The following is a 15,154-nucleotide window of genomic DNA, read 5'->3' on the forward strand; positions in this document are numbered from 1 at the left end:
GAGCAGTTTCGATATGAAAACGGACGCGGTAGTAGAACTGAAAGCCGTCAACAAGTGGTACGGTGAGTTTCATGTGTTGCGCAACATCAATCTGCAGGTGGGCAGAGGGGAGAAGATCGTCATCTGCGGGCCATCGGGGTCGGGCAAGTCCACCATGATCCGCTGCATCAACCGGCTGGAGGAGCACCAGAGCGGGGACATCCTGGTCAAGGGCACGGCGCTCACCTCGGATCTCAAGAACATAGAGACGGTGCGCCGTGAGGTGGGCATGGTGTTCCAGCACTTCAACCTCTTTCCCCACCTGACGGTGCTGGAGAACTGCTGCCTGGCCCCCATCTGGGTCAAGCAGTTGCCGCGCAAGGAGGCCGAGGAGATTGCCATGACCTTCCTGCGCCGGGTCAGGATCCCGGAGCAGGCCCTCAAGTACCCGGGCCAGCTCTCCGGCGGCCAGCAGCAGCGCGTCGCCATCGCCCGCAGTCTGTGCATGAACCCCCAGGTGATGCTGTTTGACGAGCCAACCTCGGCGCTCGACCCCGAGATGGTGCGCGAGGTGCTGGATGTCATGGTGGAGCTGGCCCACGAGGGGATGACCATGCTCTGCGTCACCCACGAGATGGGCTTTGCCAAGCAGGTGGCGGATCGGGTGATCTTCATGGACCGCGGCCAGATCATCGAGGAGAACGTGCCGGATCAGTTCTTCGACCATCCCCAGTCGGAGCGGACCAAGCTGTTCCTCTCCCAGATCCTGCAGCACTGAAACCGAGTCACGCCATAAAAACGGCCCGCACGCTCCAGTGAGCGGCGGGCAAAGACGTGCATGGAAGCAGACTACAGACGGAAAGGAGTATGTCAGCCCGGCAACGGGGTGCTGGTGCGCAGGTCGCGCACCGCCAGGTTGATCTGCCGGGCCAGGCTCAACGCCTGACGGCAGCTCAGCGTCCTCACATCGATGATCCCCCCTTGAAACTCAAACCGCCCCAGCGCCTCCACCATGAAGCTTCCATGATGAAAACTCTTGATATAGCGAGCAATTCGACGGGGAGACCACTGCTTGAACACCTTCATGGCAAGAGACCCTGTTGTTTGGACAGGGCACACTATGCCGATGGACAGTGACACTGATGTGACAGTTTGAGAAAGGTTTGTATGAATCCACTTCCCATCAGGGAAGGATCCACACTGGGGCCGAAAAAGTAGTGCCGTCCCCGACCCCGGCCCCGATATACTGCGGCCATCTCATGAATGACAAAGGTGCCGCACGTGGAGTGGGTGGACATAGTAGACGAGCAGGACAGAGTGATAGGAGTTGCCGAGCGCGCCAGGGTTCGGCGGGAAAACCTGCGCCATCGCGCCAGCTACATCCTGGTGCTGGACGAACAGGATCGCGTGCTGGTGCAGCGGCGCACCCTCGGCAAGGACTTCTGTCCCGGCATGCTGGATGCCTGCGCCGGCGGCGTGGTCACCCAGGGTGAGGCGATGGAGCCCTCCGCCCGGCGCGAGCTGGCGGAGGAGCTGGGGATCCACGGCGTGCCCCTCCAGGATTTTGGCACCTTCTATGCCGAAGGGGAGGGTTACCGGGTCTGGGGCGGCCTCTTCAGTTGCCATTATCAGGGGCCGGTGCAGCTTCAGGCGGAGGAGGTGAGCGAGGTGCACTGGATGAGCCTGGGCGAGATCGCCGAGCGGGCCGCCGAATTCACCCCCGACTCTTTGCTCGCCATCGCCACCTGGCAGGCGCGACGCTCGCAATCAGGTCAAGGGTAGCCGCCGGAAGTGCTCGTAGGGCATCCCCTTTGTTATCCCGGACGGGAGCCTGTTCGCCCTTTTGCGGATTGGGGTAGACTGGGCCTCTTTGAACCACATAAGGACGAGTCATCATGATCACGGTCGGTCAGACCCTGCCCGCAGGGGAATTTACCCTTATCACCGCCGAGGGCAAGCAGGTGAAGGATACCCAGACCCTGTTCGCGGGCAAGCGGGTGGTGCTGTTTGCGGTGCCCGGTGCCTTCACCCCCACCTGCTCCAACGCCCACCTGCCCGGCTATGTAGTGCTGGCGGACAAGTTCAAGGAGAAGGGGGTCGATGCCCTCTGCTGCCTGTCGGTGAACGACGCCTTCGTGATGAGGGCCTGGCAGGACGCCCAGAACGCGGAGGCCATCACCATGCTGGCGGATGGGGACGGCAGCTGGACCCGGGCCCTGGGCCTTGCCAAGGAGACCGGTGCCTTTGGCGGCCTGCGCGCCCAGCGCTTTGCCCTCATCGCCAATGACGGGGTGGTGGAGCGGCTGTTTGTGGAGGCCCCCGGCAAGTTCGAGGTCTCGGATGCCCAGAGCCTGCTGGCGGCGCTGTGAAAGATTAATCGCCGTTTGATTTTCCCTTGAAATGGAAAGTCGGCCCGTTACACTGGGCCCACTTCTGGAGAGAGCCGGGCCATCGCCTGGCTCTCGCATTTGCTGGCGATGGAATGGAGATGTTATGACCCTGGCTTTTGTTGCCCTGATAGCCGGACTGGCACTGCTGGTCTGGAGTGCGGACAAGTTCGTGGACGGTGCCGCCGCGACTGCCCGGTATGCTGGCATGCCGCCGCTGCTGATCGGCATGGTGATCATCGGCTTTGGCACCTCGGCCCCGGAGATGGTGGTGTCGGCCCTGGCTGCCTCCCAAGGCAACCCCGGGCTCGCGCTCGGTAACGCCTATGGCTCCAACATCACCAATATCGCGTTGATCCTGGGGCTGACCGCCCTGATCAGCCCCATCGCGGTAGCCTCCCAGGTGGTGCGCAAGGAGATCCCCGTCCTGCTCGCCATCACCCTGCTCTCCGGCGCCCTGTTGCTGGACGGCCAGTTGGATCGCACGGATGCCGCCATCCTGGGGGGGGTCTTCGTCGGCCTGATGGGCTGGTCCATCTGGGCCGGCATGAATGGCAAGGGGGATGCGCTGGATGTGGAGACGGAGGAAGACATCGAGAGTGAGGGCATGTCCCTCAAGAGTGCCATCCTCTGGCTCATCGTCGGTCTGGTGCTGCTGATCGCGGCCTCCCGCCTGCTGGTGTGGGGGGCGGTGACCATCGCCCAGGCGCTTGGCATCAGCGATCTGGTGATTGGCCTTACCATAGTGGCGGTAGGCACCTCCCTGCCGGAGCTCGCCTCTTCGCTGATCGCCATTCGCAAGAACGAGCACGATCTGGCCCTCGGTAACGTGCTCGGTTCCAACCTGTTCAATGCCCTGGCCGTGGTCGGGATCGCCGCCGGCATCCATCCGCTCGCGGTGGCGCCCGAGGTGCTCAGCCGTGACTGGAGCCTGATGATGGGGCTGACCCTGTTGCTGCTGGTGATGTGTCTGGGTCGCAAGGGGCCGGGGCGGATCAACCGGCTGGAGGGGGGCGTGCTGCTCGCTATCTTCGTCGCCTACACGGGCTGGCTGCTGACGAGCCAGTTCATCTAGGCCGGATGACATGAGAGAGGGGGAAGCATCGGCTTCCCCCTCTCGTTTTCGGTGTTGGCAACCCGTCAGGCCACGGCGACCAGCTTCTGCTTCTGGGCGCTGTCCAGGATGAGGATGCTCGCCTTGGGGAAGAAGTTGAAGGTGGAGGCGGAGGCCCAGGTGTAGGCTCCCATCACCCGGCCCACCACCAGTTCGCCGATGGCCAGATCCGGCAACATGATGTCGTCGCGAATGACATCCACGCTGTCACAGGTGGGGCCGGAGAGCACGGCATTGTGCTGTGGGCCGCTGGCATAGGGCGTGCTCACCGGGTAGGTGACGTGGTCGTAGAGCTGGCCGTTGTAGCTGCCGTAGAGGCCGTCATCCAGGTAGTACCAGATCTTGTCGCCGCGGTGGGCCTTGCCCATCACGCTGGCGACCGAGGTCATGGCCGGCGCGCTGATGAAGCGGCCCGGCTCGGCAATCTTCTGCACGGTGGCCGGCAGCTTCGCCAGCGCCTCGCGAATGGGGGCGCAGAAGCCGTCGATGTCGAACTCGCCGCCGTCATAGTCCACCGGGAAGCCGCCGCCGATGTCCAGTACCCAGGGCTTGAGGCCGAGATCCCAGGCTTGCTCCATGATCTCGCGGCAGGCGTCGATGGCCTGCACGTGGCGACGGGCGTGGGGCACCTGGGAGCCGACATGGAACGACAGTCCCATCACCTTGATCCCCTTGGCCTGGGCCAGTTGCAACAGCGGCAGCGCCTGCTCCGGGGTGCAGCCGAACTTCTTGGAAAGGTCGACCTTGGTCTCGGGGTTCGGGAAGCTGACGCGCAGCAGCAGTTTCACCTCGTCCTTGTAAGGCAGGAATTTCTCCAGCTCCAGCGGGTTGTCATAGACAAATACGGTGCAGCCGAATTCCAGGGCATAACGGATGTCGCTGTCGCGCTTGATGGGATGGGTATGGATGCAGCGCCCCGGGCGAACCCCTTGGCTGCGCACCAGATCCACTTCGCCATTGGTGGCCAGATCGAAACAGGCCCCCTCTTCCTTCAAGACAGAGACCACCGCCTCGTGGGGCAGGGGCTTGAGTGCATAATGCAAGCGCACATCGGGCAGGGCGGCTGCCAGGGCCCGATACTGTTTGCGGACGGCTGCCTTGTCGAGCAGCAGCAGGGGAGAGCCGAATTGTTCAACCAACTGACGGTAATCTTGTGCGACCAGGGTCTCGTTCATTCTCTTTTGATAGTCCTTAGGGGGCGTGATATGCCCAAGCCATATGCGATTGAACCGGCGACGGCCGGCTCAGGCGAGCGGTCCGGAGGGACCAACCAGGCACAATGCATAACTCCCTTGCGAAGTGCTTAGTTATGCGCGGGATTATCGGCTTATTGAGTTTGTGTGCAAGCATTTTGATTGGATATGTTGGCAAGTTTTTCTGGTCGAGACGAAACAGGCTCTTGATACGGGGAGCGTTCAGGGCCGTGATGGGGATCGCCCCCGAAGGGAGCTTGATAAGCTGTTGATAGTTAACGAACTAATAACATCAGGCCTGGGTGTTGCGGCTATGTAAAAAGGGGGCGCCGGGGCCAGGGAGTGGGAGACAGCTCACAGTTTTTAGATTACCATGCCCGCTTCCTAATCCAAACTAGTTCGGATGAAGGTAGCAGGAGAGCGATGGGCAACCATCCACCGAAGAAGTGAATCTTTCAGGTACCGGGCAACCGGTGTGGACTGCTACTGGACGATACTCTGGAGAGACCCGTTAGATCGGGCGCCGAAGGAGCAAGGCACCACGATTGCATCGCAATCTGGCGCCGGAAACTCTCAGGCAAAAGGACAGAGGGGATGGGATGGTTGTACCTGGGCTTGGAACTGTTCACGATCTGTCACGAGAGGTCGTCAGCAAGGTAAAGAGCCTCGCAGGAACCGGAGTGTATGTGAATACATGAGCCTCTCGGTCCCACATAAGCGAGCTGCGCATGAGCCTTGATCACTGCCTCGCAGTAAGAGTGTGAACACATTCTTGGCCTGCATCCGATCGCCTCTGGCCGATCGCGACACCTATGGGAAGATCATCCTTCTCCTCCTTAATCGTTGTTTTTTAAGGAGGATGCATGTCATCAATTCAATCGGCGCTCGCCGCCATCGATAGCTTTGTCTGGGGTCCGCCCCTGCTGATCCTGCTGGTCGGGACCGGCGTCTACCTCACCCTGCGTCTGGGTCTGCTTCAGGTGGTGCGTTTGCCGCTCGCCCTCAAGCTGGTCTTTGGTCGCGATCAGGGGCAGGGCAAGCAGGGGGATGTTTCCAGCTTTGGCGCGCTCTGCACCGCCCTCTCCGCCACCATAGGCACCGGCAACATCGTCGGGGTCGCCACCGCCATCAAGCTCGGCGGCCCCGGCGCCCTGTTCTGGATGTGGATGGCCGCCCTGTTCGGCATGGCCACCAAGTACGCCGAGTGTCTGCTGGCGGTCAAATATCGCCAGCAGGACGCCAACGGCCAGATGGCGGGCGGCCCCATGTACTACCTGGAGAAGGGGCTCGGCTCCAGGCCGCTCGCCAGGCTATTCGCCCTGTTCGGCATCGGCGTCGCCTTCTTCGGCATCGGTACCTTCCCCCAGGTCAACGCCATCAGTGACGCCATGAGCCTCTCCTTCTCGGTGCCCCGCGAGGCGACCGCCGTGGTGCTGACCCTGATCGTGGCGCTGGTGACCCTGGGGGGCATCCAGTCCATCTCCAGCGTGTCGAGCAAGGTGGTCCCCTTCATGGCCATCTTCTACATCCTGGCCTGTGCCGGGGTGCTGGTGAACAACGCCGGCGCCTTGCCGGATGCCGTCATGCTGGTGATCGAGAGCGCCTTCACCGGCCATGCGGCCACCGGCGGCTTCGTCGGCGCCGGCATCATGCTGGCGATCCAGTCCGGGGTGGCCCGCGGGGTCTTCTCCAACGAGTCCGGGCTGGGCTCGGCCCCCATCGCGGCGGCGGCGGCCAAGACGGATTCGTGCGTGGAGCAGGGGCTGGTCTCCATGACAGGTACCTTCATCGACACCATCATCATCTGCACCATGACCGGCCTGACGCTGGTGGTGACCGGGGTGTGGAGCGGCGATGCGAGCGGTGCGGCCATGACCAGTCTGGCCTTTGCCCAGGGGCTTGATGCCCATGTCGGTCAGTATCTGGTGAGCATCGGCCTGCTGTTCTTCGCCTTTACCACCATCCTTGGCTGGAACTACTACGGCGAGCGCTGCACCGAGTACCTGTTCGGGGTGAAGGCGATCAAACCCTACCGCCTCATCTATCTGGTGCTGGTGGCGAGCGGGGCCTTCCTGCATCTGGACCTGATCTGGCTCTTGGCCGACATCGTCAACGGCCTGATGGCGGTGCCCAACCTCATCGGTCTCATCGGCCTGCGCCACGTGGTGATCGCCGAGACCCGCGCCTACTTCAGCCGGGACCGGGATGCGGAGTCCGAGCCCGAGCCGCAGACGGCCTGACCCTGCACCACGCAGAAATGAAAAAGCCACGACCCAAGTCGTGGCTTTTGTTTCATGGCGCCATGGATGGGGCCTTTCCGCTCTTTCTGGGAGAGGGTCAGGACGTCTGCTCCTCGCCCAGCAGGCTCTCCAACCGTGTTCGTACCTTGTCCACCAGCCTTTCATCGCACTCCTGCCAACCAATGCAGCGCGCCAGCGTGGTGGAGGTGCCGGGCAAGAAACGCAGCTCCCCGCCCGCCAGCTCGTAGAAGCGGCTCGCCATCCGGGTGCCTTCATCCACATCCCCCGCTACGAGCAGCATGGCCTGGGCCAGCATGGCCCCTTGGTGATCCTGACCCGGCGCCAGCCAGCGCTGGGCGGTGCCGGTCACCTTGCGTCCCCCGATCACCAGATTGTACTGGCCGTCGCAAAACGAGCCGGGCACGAAGTCGTAGTTTCCCGCGAGACCGTACTCCCCCAACAGGCCGAGCAGCGGCGCCCCCAGCCGCCGGTAGTAGTGGGCGAGATCCGTGGTGGTACGGGGCAGCATGAGCGACAGGTTGAGGATGCCGGCGCCGTGGGGCACGGCGGTGCCGCCGCTGTCGCGCACGAACACCGGCCAGCCCTCGGCGGCAAGCTGCTCGCAGGCGTCGTGGTAGCGGGGCAAGCGGGTGTCCTTGCGGGTGACGATGAGGCATTGGGGGGCCTGCCAGAGGTGGGCGCGGGGCTGGCGGTCATGGGCACATTCCCGCAGCCAGCGCTGCTCCTCGGCCAGGATCTGATCCGGCGTGTGGCTGCTGGGCAGGGGGGGAAGCAGGGTATAGGGCATGGTGGCATTCTCGGGCAGAGGCTGCCCAGCACAGTACCCGTGGTGGTAAACAAGGTAAAGCCCCGCACTGCGGGGCTTTACCTGTGACATGGCGGGGCGTCAGGCCTGGGCGGCGCGCTTGGGCAGCAGCAGGTTCATTATGATGGCGGTGAGGCCGCCGGTGGCGACGCCGTAGGAGAGCACGCTCCTGGCGAGCTCCGGCAGGTGCTGCAACACCTCGGGCACCTGGGCTACCCCGAGACCCATGGCGAGCGATACCGCCAGTATCATCAGGGCGCGGCGGTCCAGCTCCTCTCGGGAGATGATGCGCACGCCGGCGGCGGCGATGGTGCCGAACATGACGATGGTGGCGCCGCCGAGCACGGGTTCGGGGATCTGCTGTACCAGGCTCGCCACCGCCGGGAACAGGCCGAGCAGGGCCAGCATGGCGGCGATGAAGAGTCCGACGTGGCGGCTGGCCACCCCGGTCAGCTGGATGACGCCGTTGTTCTGGGCGAAGGTGGACATGGGGAAGGTGGAGAAGACCGCCGCCAGCATGGAGTTGGCGCCGTCGGCCAGCACGCCCCCCTTGATCCGTTCCATGTAGACGGGCCCTTCCAGCGGCTCGCCGGAGATGTCCGAAGTGGCGGTCATGTCGCCGATGGCCTCCAGTGCCGTCACCACGAAGATGATGGCGAGCGGCACGAACAGCTGCCAGTCAAAGCCGAGCCCGTAGTGGAGCGGGATGGGCACCATCACCAGGGGGCCGTCGAAGGTGGGGGCGCTCACCTTGCCCAGCAGCAGCGCCACCGCATAGCCCGCCAGCATGGCGATCATGATGGCGGAGAGGCGCAGCCAGGGGTTGCGGCTGCGCTGCAGCAGCACGATGAGGCCGAGCACCAGCAGGGAGAGGAAGAGGTTGGAGTGGCTGGCGAAGCTGCCATCCGAGAGGGCGCCGTAGCCGCCACCCATGCTGATGAGGCCGACCTTGATCAGGGTCAGGCCGATGAGCAGCACGACTATGCCGGTCACCAGCGGGGTGATGATCCGTTTGACCAGGTGCAGGAAGCGGCTCATCACGACGATGGTGAGGGCGGCCGCCAGCATGGTGCCGAACAGGGTGCCCAGCAGATCCTCGGTGGGCATGGCCGCCTGCTTGAGGGCGAGACCGGAGGCGATGATGGGGCCGAGGAAGTTGAAGCTGGTGCCCTGCACCGACAGCAGGCCGGAGCCGAGGGGGCCGAAGCGGCGGGTCTGGATGAAGGAGGCGATGCCGGACATGACCAGGGACATGGAGACGATATAGCGGGTGTCTTCGGCCGGGAGGCCCAGGGCGTTGGCGATGATGAGGGGCGGGGTGATGATGGCGACAAACATGGCGAGCATATGCTGCAGGGCGGCGAACAGGGTCTGGGGCAGGGGCGGGACATCCTCTATGCCGTAGACCAGTTCGCTGTGGGGTCGCCTGGGGGGATGGGCCTCGACGGGGGCGCGCGCGACGGCTGCCTGTTCCATAAATACCTCGGATAATGTGGGGGAGGGGGAGAAAATTGGGCGCCATTGTAGTGATTGAAACGAGGCTTTCCAGCGTTAATTGAGCGGGAAAAGGTTTATTTTTTGATAGGTTGAAACGTTTTCCCGTGGCGTTTATGATCCGCCGGTTTGCGTGGGACCGATACCGTCATAAACCGGAGGCGTGCTGATGCATCCCGGCGGGGACGGTGTAGAATGAGCCCTCAGTTGGAAGATGGAGGCTCTGGATGCTGAAGCTGTCGGAGTTCTGGAGTGCCCGTGCCCACTCCGAAGATTTTACCCTGACCCGCATGGGCTTTATGACGGTGCGCCTGCGGCTGCTCATCTGCGTGCTGATGGTGGGGCTGCCCGCCTGGGCGCTGGTGGACTGGCTGACCCTGCCCGCCACCCAGTTCGAGGCACTGCTCCAGGCGCGCGTCTTCTGCCTGTTGGCCCTCTCCCCCCTGATCCCGCTCTCCTATCTCATCCACTTCAGGCGTGAGCGCATGAAGCTGGCGCTGGGCTATCTGATGGGGGTGATGATGCTCTTCTCCCTCATCTGTTTGCACAGCTTCGGCGCGGATCAGGAGTTGCAGGCTGGCTACATGGCCTTTCCCTATCTGCTGATCAGCCTGTTCGCCATCTTCCCCATTCCGCTCTCCCTCAGCCTGCAACTGTCGGGTGGCATACTGGTGACCATGCTGGCCGGCAACTGGCTGCTGGTGGGGCAGTCGCTCTGGAGCGTGCAGACCCTCAACCAGATCTGGCTGCTCGGGCTCTTTGCCGTCGCCAGCGCCTGGGTGCAGTGCGGCCAGCTCAACATGCTGCTGCAGCTCTACCGGGAGTCCACCACGGACGAGCTGACCGGCATGATGAACCGTCGCCTGCTGATGAAGCAGCTCGAAAAGGCCAGGGCCGCCATGATCCGCAAGCAGGCACCGTTCGCGGTGCTGCTGCTGGATCTGGATCGCTTCAAACGCATCAACGATACCTTCGGCCATCTGGCGGGAGATGCGGTATTGCGGGAGGTGGCGACGACCCTGGCGGAGCAGCTGGAGCCCGGCATGGTGCTGGGGCGTTATGGTGGCGAGGAGTTTGCCATCCTGCTGCCCCGTTGCCCGGAGCTGGCCCAGGCGAAGCGGGTGGCGGAGCGGCTGCGGGTGGCGGTGGAGGCGCGCCTGGTGAAGAGCCCCACCTCGGACGAGCTGCTGGAGGTGACGGTGAGCATAGGCCTGACCCTGGCGCGGCGCGGGGAGGGAATAGAGGCGCTGCTCAACCGGGCCGACGAGTGTCTCTATCGCGCCAAGATGGCGGGGCGCAACTGCGTGGTGGGCGAACTGGCGAAGACGTCGGAACAATCCGGGCCCACTAGGACGGATGCCGCCTGAAGGCGGCATCTTGTCGGAGGGATTGCGATCTCAGTTCAACCGGTACTTGCCTGACAACTGCTGGGCCAGCAGCTTGAACATGTTGAAGACCGCCATGGTCTTGCCGGTCGGGGTGCCATCTTCCGCCAGGAAGAACTCCCCCTTGAACACCAGGATGTCCCCCTTCTGCTCCACCGAGTCGGCGCGCATGCCGTGGATGAAGTCCTCGTGTTCCCGGATGATCCTGTTGGCCATCTCCAGCAGGGCCGTCTCGGTGATCGCCTCTTTCTGTGGTTGCATGTGCATCTCCTTTAACGACTGCTGACGGAGCAAAATGCGCCCCGTCGCTGATTGAAGAGGGGGCCAGCATACTGCAAGGGGGGATTTTCTGTCATTGATATGACCCCGCCTCGCCCCTCTTTTATCCCAGCACCAGATTTCGGAGCCAGTGGCGCTGACGGATGCGGCGCTGCACCAGCAGCACCTTGGCGAGCTCCTCCAGCAGCACCACGGCGACCACCCAGGAGAGGTGCCAGCCGAGCAGGCTGACCGCCACCCAGGCGAGCGGCAGGCCGATGCACCACATGCCGACGATGTCGATGAAGATGCTGTAGTTCACGTCGCCCCCCGAGCGCAGCACCCCGACGATGCCCACCATGTTGAACACCTTGAGCAGCATGCCAAGGCACATGATGGCGAGTACCTGGCCCGCCTCCCCCATGAGCTCGCCGGGCAGGTTGCCGACCCACTGCAGCAGGCTGCCCTGCATCAGCCAGACCGCGATCCCCACCAGCAGGGCGCCGACGGGGGCGAGCAGCAGGAACAGCTGGGAGTGCTGCCAGGCCTCGTCATACTCCTCGGCCCCGAGCCGGTGGCCGAGCAGGGTGGAGCAGGCCACCGCCAGCCCGAAGAAGAGGGAGATGAGGATGCTCTCGAGCGTCCCCAGGGTGGTCATAATGGCCAGGGAATCCGTGCCGAGGTGGGCGTAGAGGAAGCCGTAGAGCAGCATGCCGAAGGCCCAGAGCCCGTCGTGCAGCAGCAGCGGCAGGGCGATCAGGGTGAAGCGCACCACCTCCCTGCGCTTGAAGGCCGCCAGCCAGTCCGCCAGGCGCGGCACCAGCCGGGGCTCCTGGCGCAGCACATAGACGAGCAGTAGCGCGGTCTGCAGCAGGCGCGACAGCGTGGTGCCCCAGGCCGAGCCTGCCACCCCCATGGCCTCGAAGCCGAAGTGGCCGAAGATGAGGGCATAGTTGAGGATGACGTTGGCGATGATGGCGACGATGCCGATCCGGGTCGGTGCCGCCGCGTTGCCCACGGAGCGCAGTGCCGCCTCCAGGGGCACCACCACGGCGGTGCAGAGGATAGTGGCGCCGGTGATCATCAGGAACTCGTCGGCCAGGGGGCGCAGCACGGGATCCTGGCTGGCGAAGCCCAGCACACTGCCCGGCGAGAGCACATAGATGAGGGCAAACGGCAGGCTCACCAGCAGGGCACCCACCAGGGCCAGCGCCAGGGAGCGGCGCACCCCGGCGAGATCCCCCCGGCCGTAATACTGTGCCGCCAACACCGAGACGCCGCCCGAGAGCCCCGCTATCACCAGCAGATTGAAGAAGAAGACCCGGTTACCCAAGCCGACCGCCGCCACTGCGGTGGTGCCGAGCTGGCTCACCATCATGATGTCGATGAGGCCGAGCAGGGAGAACATCATGGACTGCAGCGACACCGGCAGGGCCAGTCGCCACAGTCTGGTCATGAACTCACGATCGGTGGTTTGTTTTAAAATCGCTTGCCAATAATTCATTTATGTTAACCGGGCATGTGAAAATCAAGGTTTGTCTTGGGTATGATAGGGGAGAAAAGGGGCTGTTCCACTGTGAGCCTCTCTCGGCTTTCTTGTGCAAAACTATCCTGTTGAGGTGCTATGCCATTTGTCAGCGAGTGTCTGGAAATTGCCCCGGCCTGCGAGGAGCGGATGCTGGGGCGCGAAGGTCTGCCCCTGCTCGGGGAGGCGGGGATCTTCCTGACCGGGCTCTCCCAGCTGCGGGATCACTATCTGATCCGTCGCAACAGGCCCGAATTCCACATCCTGATGGTGAGTCACGACGAGGGGGGCATGCTGCTGACCGAGGCAGGGGAGCAGCCGATCCCGGCCGGGGCCCTGGTATTCCTGCCGGCGGCCGTGCCGGGGGGGCTACGCCTCGCCGGGGAGCGCTGGCAGATCAGCTGGATCCTGCTGGACGACGTGCCGCGTTGGCACCACTTGCATCGGCTCGGCCATCGCATCTGGCAGGGGGAGGAAGGGGATCGGCTCTATCACCTGCTCAGCCTGATGCAGGGGGAGGGGGTCCGCTCGCCCCTGCAACCCCAGCTGCTGAGCCTGCTGCTGGCCCTGCTGGACCGCACCCTGCAAGGGGAGGTGCGCGGCACCCCGGAGCTGCGGCTGCAGGCGCTGTTTCGCCGGGTGGAGGCGCGCCTGGACGAGCCCTGGAGCGTGGCCCTGCTCGCCGAGCAGATGGCCTGCTCCGTGCCCCACCTGCACCGTCTCTGTCAGCAGGCGTTCGGCATGGGCCCCATGGCCTGGCTGACCCAGCTTCGCATGAACAAGGCGCGCCAGCTGCTGCTCTACACCAACTGGCCCCTCGGCGAGCTCGCCAGCCGGGTCGGTTACAGCGACGGAGCCAACTTCGCGAACCGCTTCCGGCGCCTGACTGGTCAGACCCCTGGGGCCTTTCGCCGCCTGGGTCGCAAACCTTTCGCAACAGACATGCAAACCCTTTGAAATTGTTGGCTCAAGCCCATAGGATCGGCGGGCCACACAGTCAAGGTACAGATCCATGTTTGAAGACAATAATCAGAAACGTCCCCTCTACATCCCCTACGCAGGCCCGGCCCTGCTGGAGACGCCCCTGCTCAACAAGGGCAGCGCCTTCACCAGCGAAGAGCGCAGCAGCTTCAATCTGGAAGGCCTGCTGCCCCAGAACATCGAGACCATCGAAGAGCAGGCCGAGCGCGCCTACCGCCAGTTCATGGCGTTCGGCAACGACATGGACAAGCACATCTATTTGCGCAACATCCAGGATACCAACGAGACCCTGTTCTACCGCCTGCTGAACAACCACCTGACCGAGATGCTGCCGGTCATCTACACCCCGACCGTGGGCAAGGCGTGCGAGGAGTTCTCCAACATCTATCGCCGTGCCCGCGGGCTGTTCATCTCCTATCCGGACAAGGACAGGATCGATGACATGCTGCAGAACGCCACCAAGCAGAACGTCAAGGTGATCGTGGTCACCGACGGCGAACGGATCCTGGGTCTCGGGGATCAGGGCATCGGCGGCATGGGCATTCCCATCGGCAAGCTGTCCCTCTACACCGCCTGCGGCGGCATCTCGCCCGCCTACTGCCTGCCGGTGGTGCTGGACGTGGGCACCAACAACCAGCAGCTGCTGAACGACCCCTTCTACATGGGCTGGCGCCACCCGCGCATCTCCGGGGAGGAGTACGACGAGTTCGTCGACGCCTTCATCCAGGCGGTCAAGCGTCGCTGGCCCGACATCCTGCTGCAGTTCGAGGACTTCGCCCAGGGCAATGCCACCCCGCTGCTCAACCGCTACAAGGACGAGCTGTGCTGCTTCAACGATGACATCCAGGGCACCGCTGCCGTGACCCTCGGCAGCCTCATCGCCGCCTGCAAGGCCTCCGGCGCCAAACTCTCCGAGAAGCGGGTCGCCTTCCTCGGTGCCGGCAGCGCCGGGTGCGGCATCGCCGAGCAGATAGTGGCGCAGATGAAGGCCGAAGGGCTGACCGACGCCGAGGCGCGGGGCCGGGTCTTCATGGTCGACCGCTTCGGTCTCATCACCGACAAGATCCCCAACCAGCTCGACTTCCAGCGCAAGCTCTCCCAGCCGCTGGAGCGGATCAAGGAGTGGCCGGTGGGGGACAACATCTCCCTGCTGGAGGTGATGGAACACGGTCGCCCGGACATCCTGATCGGGGTCTCCGGTCAGCCCGGCCTCTTCACCGAGGAGGTGGTCAAGACCATGCACAAGCACTGCGCCCGCCCCATCATCTTCCCGCTCTCCAACCCCACCTCCCGAGTGGAGGCCACCCCGGCGGATCTCATCCGCTGGACCGACGGCCAGGTGCTGGTGGCCACCGGCAGCCCGTTCGCACCGGTGGAGTACAAGGGCAAGCGCTATGTCATCGCCCAGTGCAACAACTCCTTCATCTTCCCGGGAATTGGTCTTGGCGTCATCGCCTCCGGCGCCAACCGGGTGACCGATGCCATGCTGATGTCGGCCAGCCGCGCCCTGGCGGACTGCTCGCCCCTGGTGAAGGGGGAGGAGGGCTCCCTCCTGCCGGATCTGGCTGACATCCACCGGGTCTCCCGCTACATCGCCAAGATGGTGGCCAAGACCGCCATGCTGCAGGGCAAGGCGGTGCAGACCCCGGATGATGTGATCGATCAGGCCATAGAGGCGAACTTCTGGCGTCCGGAATACCGCCGCTATCGCCGCACCTCGTTCTGACCGGGGGAGCCACCGAAAAACAGAAGGGATGCATCAGCATCCCTTT

General features: G+C 63.9%; 14 protein-coding genes and 1 riboswitch. Of the genes, 8 read left to right on the forward strand and 6 right to left on the reverse strand.

Going from position 1 to position 15,154, the window contains the following annotated elements:
• The first annotated feature begins 13 nt into the window (after positions 1 to 13).
• The gene (locus tag BN1132_RS01340) at positions 14 to 757 is read left to right on the forward strand and encodes an amino acid ABC transporter ATP-binding protein (RefSeq protein WP_042074317.1); all 744 of its coding nucleotides are present in this window, start codon (positions 14 to 16) and stop codon (positions 755 to 757) included.
• A 92-nt stretch (positions 758 to 849) separates the two neighbouring features.
• Here BN1132_RS01340 and BN1132_RS01345 read toward each other — a convergent pair whose 3' ends face one another.
• Positions 850 to 1,065, reverse strand: a complete 216-nt coding sequence (locus tag BN1132_RS01345; protein WP_042074318.1) for a DUF1107 family protein — start codon at positions 1,063 to 1,065, stop codon at positions 850 to 852.
• Positions 1,066 to 1,260: 195 nt separating this feature from the next.
• On the opposite strand from BN1132_RS01345, the gene yfcD reads away from it, so the two are divergent.
• From yfcD to BN1132_RS01360, 3 genes are all read left to right on the forward strand, one after another.
• Positions 1,261 to 1,761, forward strand: a complete 501-nt coding sequence (yfcD, locus tag BN1132_RS01350; RefSeq protein ID WP_167335692.1) for an NUDIX hydrolase YfcD — start codon at positions 1,261 to 1,263, stop codon at positions 1,759 to 1,761.
• A gap of 113 nt (positions 1,762 to 1,874) precedes the next feature.
• Entirely contained in the window at positions 1,875 to 2,348 is a 474-nt protein-coding gene (locus BN1132_RS01355) for a peroxiredoxin (protein ID WP_042074320.1), read from the forward strand.
• A 124-nt stretch (positions 2,349 to 2,472) separates the two neighbouring features.
• Positions 2,473 to 3,441, forward strand: coding sequence for a calcium/sodium antiporter (locus tag BN1132_RS01360; RefSeq protein WP_042074323.1), 969 nt, complete (start codon positions 2,473 to 2,475; stop codon positions 3,439 to 3,441).
• 65 nt (positions 3,442 to 3,506) lie between these two features.
• Here BN1132_RS01360 and BN1132_RS01365 read toward each other — a convergent pair whose 3' ends face one another.
• Positions 3,507 to 4,655 (reverse strand): type III PLP-dependent enzyme, encoded by a 1,149-nt coding sequence (locus tag BN1132_RS01365; protein ID WP_042074325.1) that lies wholly within the window; start codon positions 4,653 to 4,655, stop codon positions 3,507 to 3,509.
• Positions 4,656 to 5,161: 506 nt separating this feature from the next.
• A riboswitch (glycine riboswitch) is annotated at positions 5,162 to 5,272 on the forward strand.
• Between the two features lie 264 nt (positions 5,273 to 5,536).
• On the opposite strand from BN1132_RS01365, the gene BN1132_RS01370 reads away from it, so the two are divergent.
• Positions 5,537 to 6,913: an alanine/glycine:cation symporter family protein gene (locus tag BN1132_RS01370; RefSeq protein ID WP_042074326.1), complete on the forward strand. Its 1,377-nt coding sequence runs from the start codon at positions 5,537 to 5,539 to the stop codon at positions 6,911 to 6,913.
• Between the two features lie 97 nt (positions 6,914 to 7,010).
• Here the strand turns inward: BN1132_RS01370 and BN1132_RS01375 are convergent, their stop codons facing one another.
• Both BN1132_RS01375 and BN1132_RS01380 read right to left on the reverse strand, forming a co-directional pair.
• Positions 7,011 to 7,721, reverse strand: coding sequence for a lipoyl protein ligase domain-containing protein (locus tag BN1132_RS01375; RefSeq protein WP_042074327.1), 711 nt, complete (start codon positions 7,719 to 7,721; stop codon positions 7,011 to 7,013).
• 99 nt (positions 7,722 to 7,820) lie between these two features.
• Complete coding sequence (locus BN1132_RS01380) at positions 7,821 to 9,215, reverse strand: nucleobase:cation symporter-2 family protein (RefSeq protein WP_042074329.1); 1,395 nt, start codon at positions 9,213 to 9,215, stop codon at positions 7,821 to 7,823.
• Positions 9,216 to 9,460: 245 nt separating this feature from the next.
• Between BN1132_RS01380 and BN1132_RS01385 the strand changes: the two genes are divergently transcribed.
• Positions 9,461 to 10,600, forward strand: a complete 1,140-nt coding sequence (locus BN1132_RS01385) for a GGDEF domain-containing protein (protein WP_042074331.1) — start codon at positions 9,461 to 9,463, stop codon at positions 10,598 to 10,600.
• Positions 10,601 to 10,630: 30 nt separating this feature from the next.
• Here the strand turns inward: BN1132_RS01385 and BN1132_RS01390 are convergent, their stop codons facing one another.
• A complete protein-coding gene (locus BN1132_RS01390; RefSeq protein WP_042074332.1) occupies positions 10,631 to 10,879 on the reverse strand; it encodes a YciN family protein in 249 nt (82 codons plus the stop codon).
• 121 nt (positions 10,880 to 11,000) lie between these two features.
• A complete protein-coding gene (locus tag BN1132_RS01395) occupies positions 11,001 to 12,380 on the reverse strand; it encodes an MATE family efflux transporter (protein ID WP_042074333.1) in 1,380 nt (459 codons plus the stop codon).
• Positions 12,381 to 12,500: 120 nt separating this feature from the next.
• Here BN1132_RS01395 and BN1132_RS01400 point away from each other — a divergent pair, with 120 nt between their 5' ends.
• Together BN1132_RS01400 and BN1132_RS01405 are read left to right on the forward strand one after the other, a co-directional pair.
• Positions 12,501 to 13,358 (forward strand): helix-turn-helix transcriptional regulator, encoded by an 858-nt coding sequence (locus tag BN1132_RS01400; RefSeq protein ID WP_042074335.1) that lies wholly within the window; start codon positions 12,501 to 12,503, stop codon positions 13,356 to 13,358.
• Positions 13,359 to 13,413: 55 nt separating this feature from the next.
• Positions 13,414 to 15,108: an NAD-dependent malic enzyme gene (locus BN1132_RS01405; protein WP_042074337.1), complete on the forward strand. Its 1,695-nt coding sequence runs from the start codon at positions 13,414 to 13,416 to the stop codon at positions 15,106 to 15,108.
• The last annotated feature ends 46 nt before the right edge of the window (positions 15,109 to 15,154 follow it).

The organism is Aeromonas sanarellii (assembly GCF_000820085.1).
Taxonomy (GTDB): domain Bacteria; phylum Pseudomonadota; class Gammaproteobacteria; order Enterobacterales; family Aeromonadaceae; genus Aeromonas; species Aeromonas sanarellii.

Excerpts from the sequence above, each read along its gene's own strand:
- BN1132_RS01365 (WP_042074325.1), bottom strand. The coding sequence starts at position 4,655 with ATGAACGAGACCCTGGTCGCACAAGATTACCGTCAGTTGGTTGAACAA.
- BN1132_RS01395 (WP_042074333.1), bottom strand. The coding sequence starts at position 12,380 with ATGAATTATTGGCAAGCGATTTTAAAACAAACCACCGATCGTGAGTTC.
- BN1132_RS01400 (WP_042074335.1), top strand. The coding sequence starts at position 12,501 with ATGCCATTTGTCAGCGAGTGTCTGGAAATTGCCCCGGCCTGCGAGGAG.
- BN1132_RS01390 (WP_042074332.1), bottom strand. The coding sequence starts at position 10,879 with ATGCAACCACAGAAAGAGGCGATCACCGAGACGGCCCTGCTGGAGATG.
- BN1132_RS01360 (WP_042074323.1), top strand. The coding sequence starts at position 2,473 with ATGACCCTGGCTTTTGTTGCCCTGATAGCCGGACTGGCACTGCTGGTC.
- BN1132_RS01375 (WP_042074327.1), bottom strand. The coding sequence starts at position 7,721 with ATGCCCTATACCCTGCTTCCCCCCCTGCCCAGCAGCCACACGCCGGAT.
- BN1132_RS01385 (WP_042074331.1), top strand. The coding sequence starts at position 9,461 with ATGCTGAAGCTGTCGGAGTTCTGGAGTGCCCGTGCCCACTCCGAAGAT.
- BN1132_RS01405 (WP_042074337.1), top strand. The coding sequence starts at position 13,414 with ATGTTTGAAGACAATAATCAGAAACGTCCCCTCTACATCCCCTACGCA.
- BN1132_RS01355 (WP_042074320.1), top strand. The coding sequence starts at position 1,875 with ATGATCACGGTCGGTCAGACCCTGCCCGCAGGGGAATTTACCCTTATC.
- BN1132_RS01370 (WP_042074326.1), top strand. The coding sequence starts at position 5,537 with ATGTCATCAATTCAATCGGCGCTCGCCGCCATCGATAGCTTTGTCTGG.
- BN1132_RS01340 (WP_042074317.1), top strand. The coding sequence starts at position 14 with ATGAAAACGGACGCGGTAGTAGAACTGAAAGCCGTCAACAAGTGGTAC.
- BN1132_RS01380 (WP_042074329.1), bottom strand. The coding sequence starts at position 9,215 with ATGGAACAGGCAGCCGTCGCGCGCGCCCCCGTCGAGGCCCATCCCCCC.
- BN1132_RS01345 (WP_042074318.1), bottom strand. The coding sequence starts at position 1,065 with ATGAAGGTGTTCAAGCAGTGGTCTCCCCGTCGAATTGCTCGCTATATC.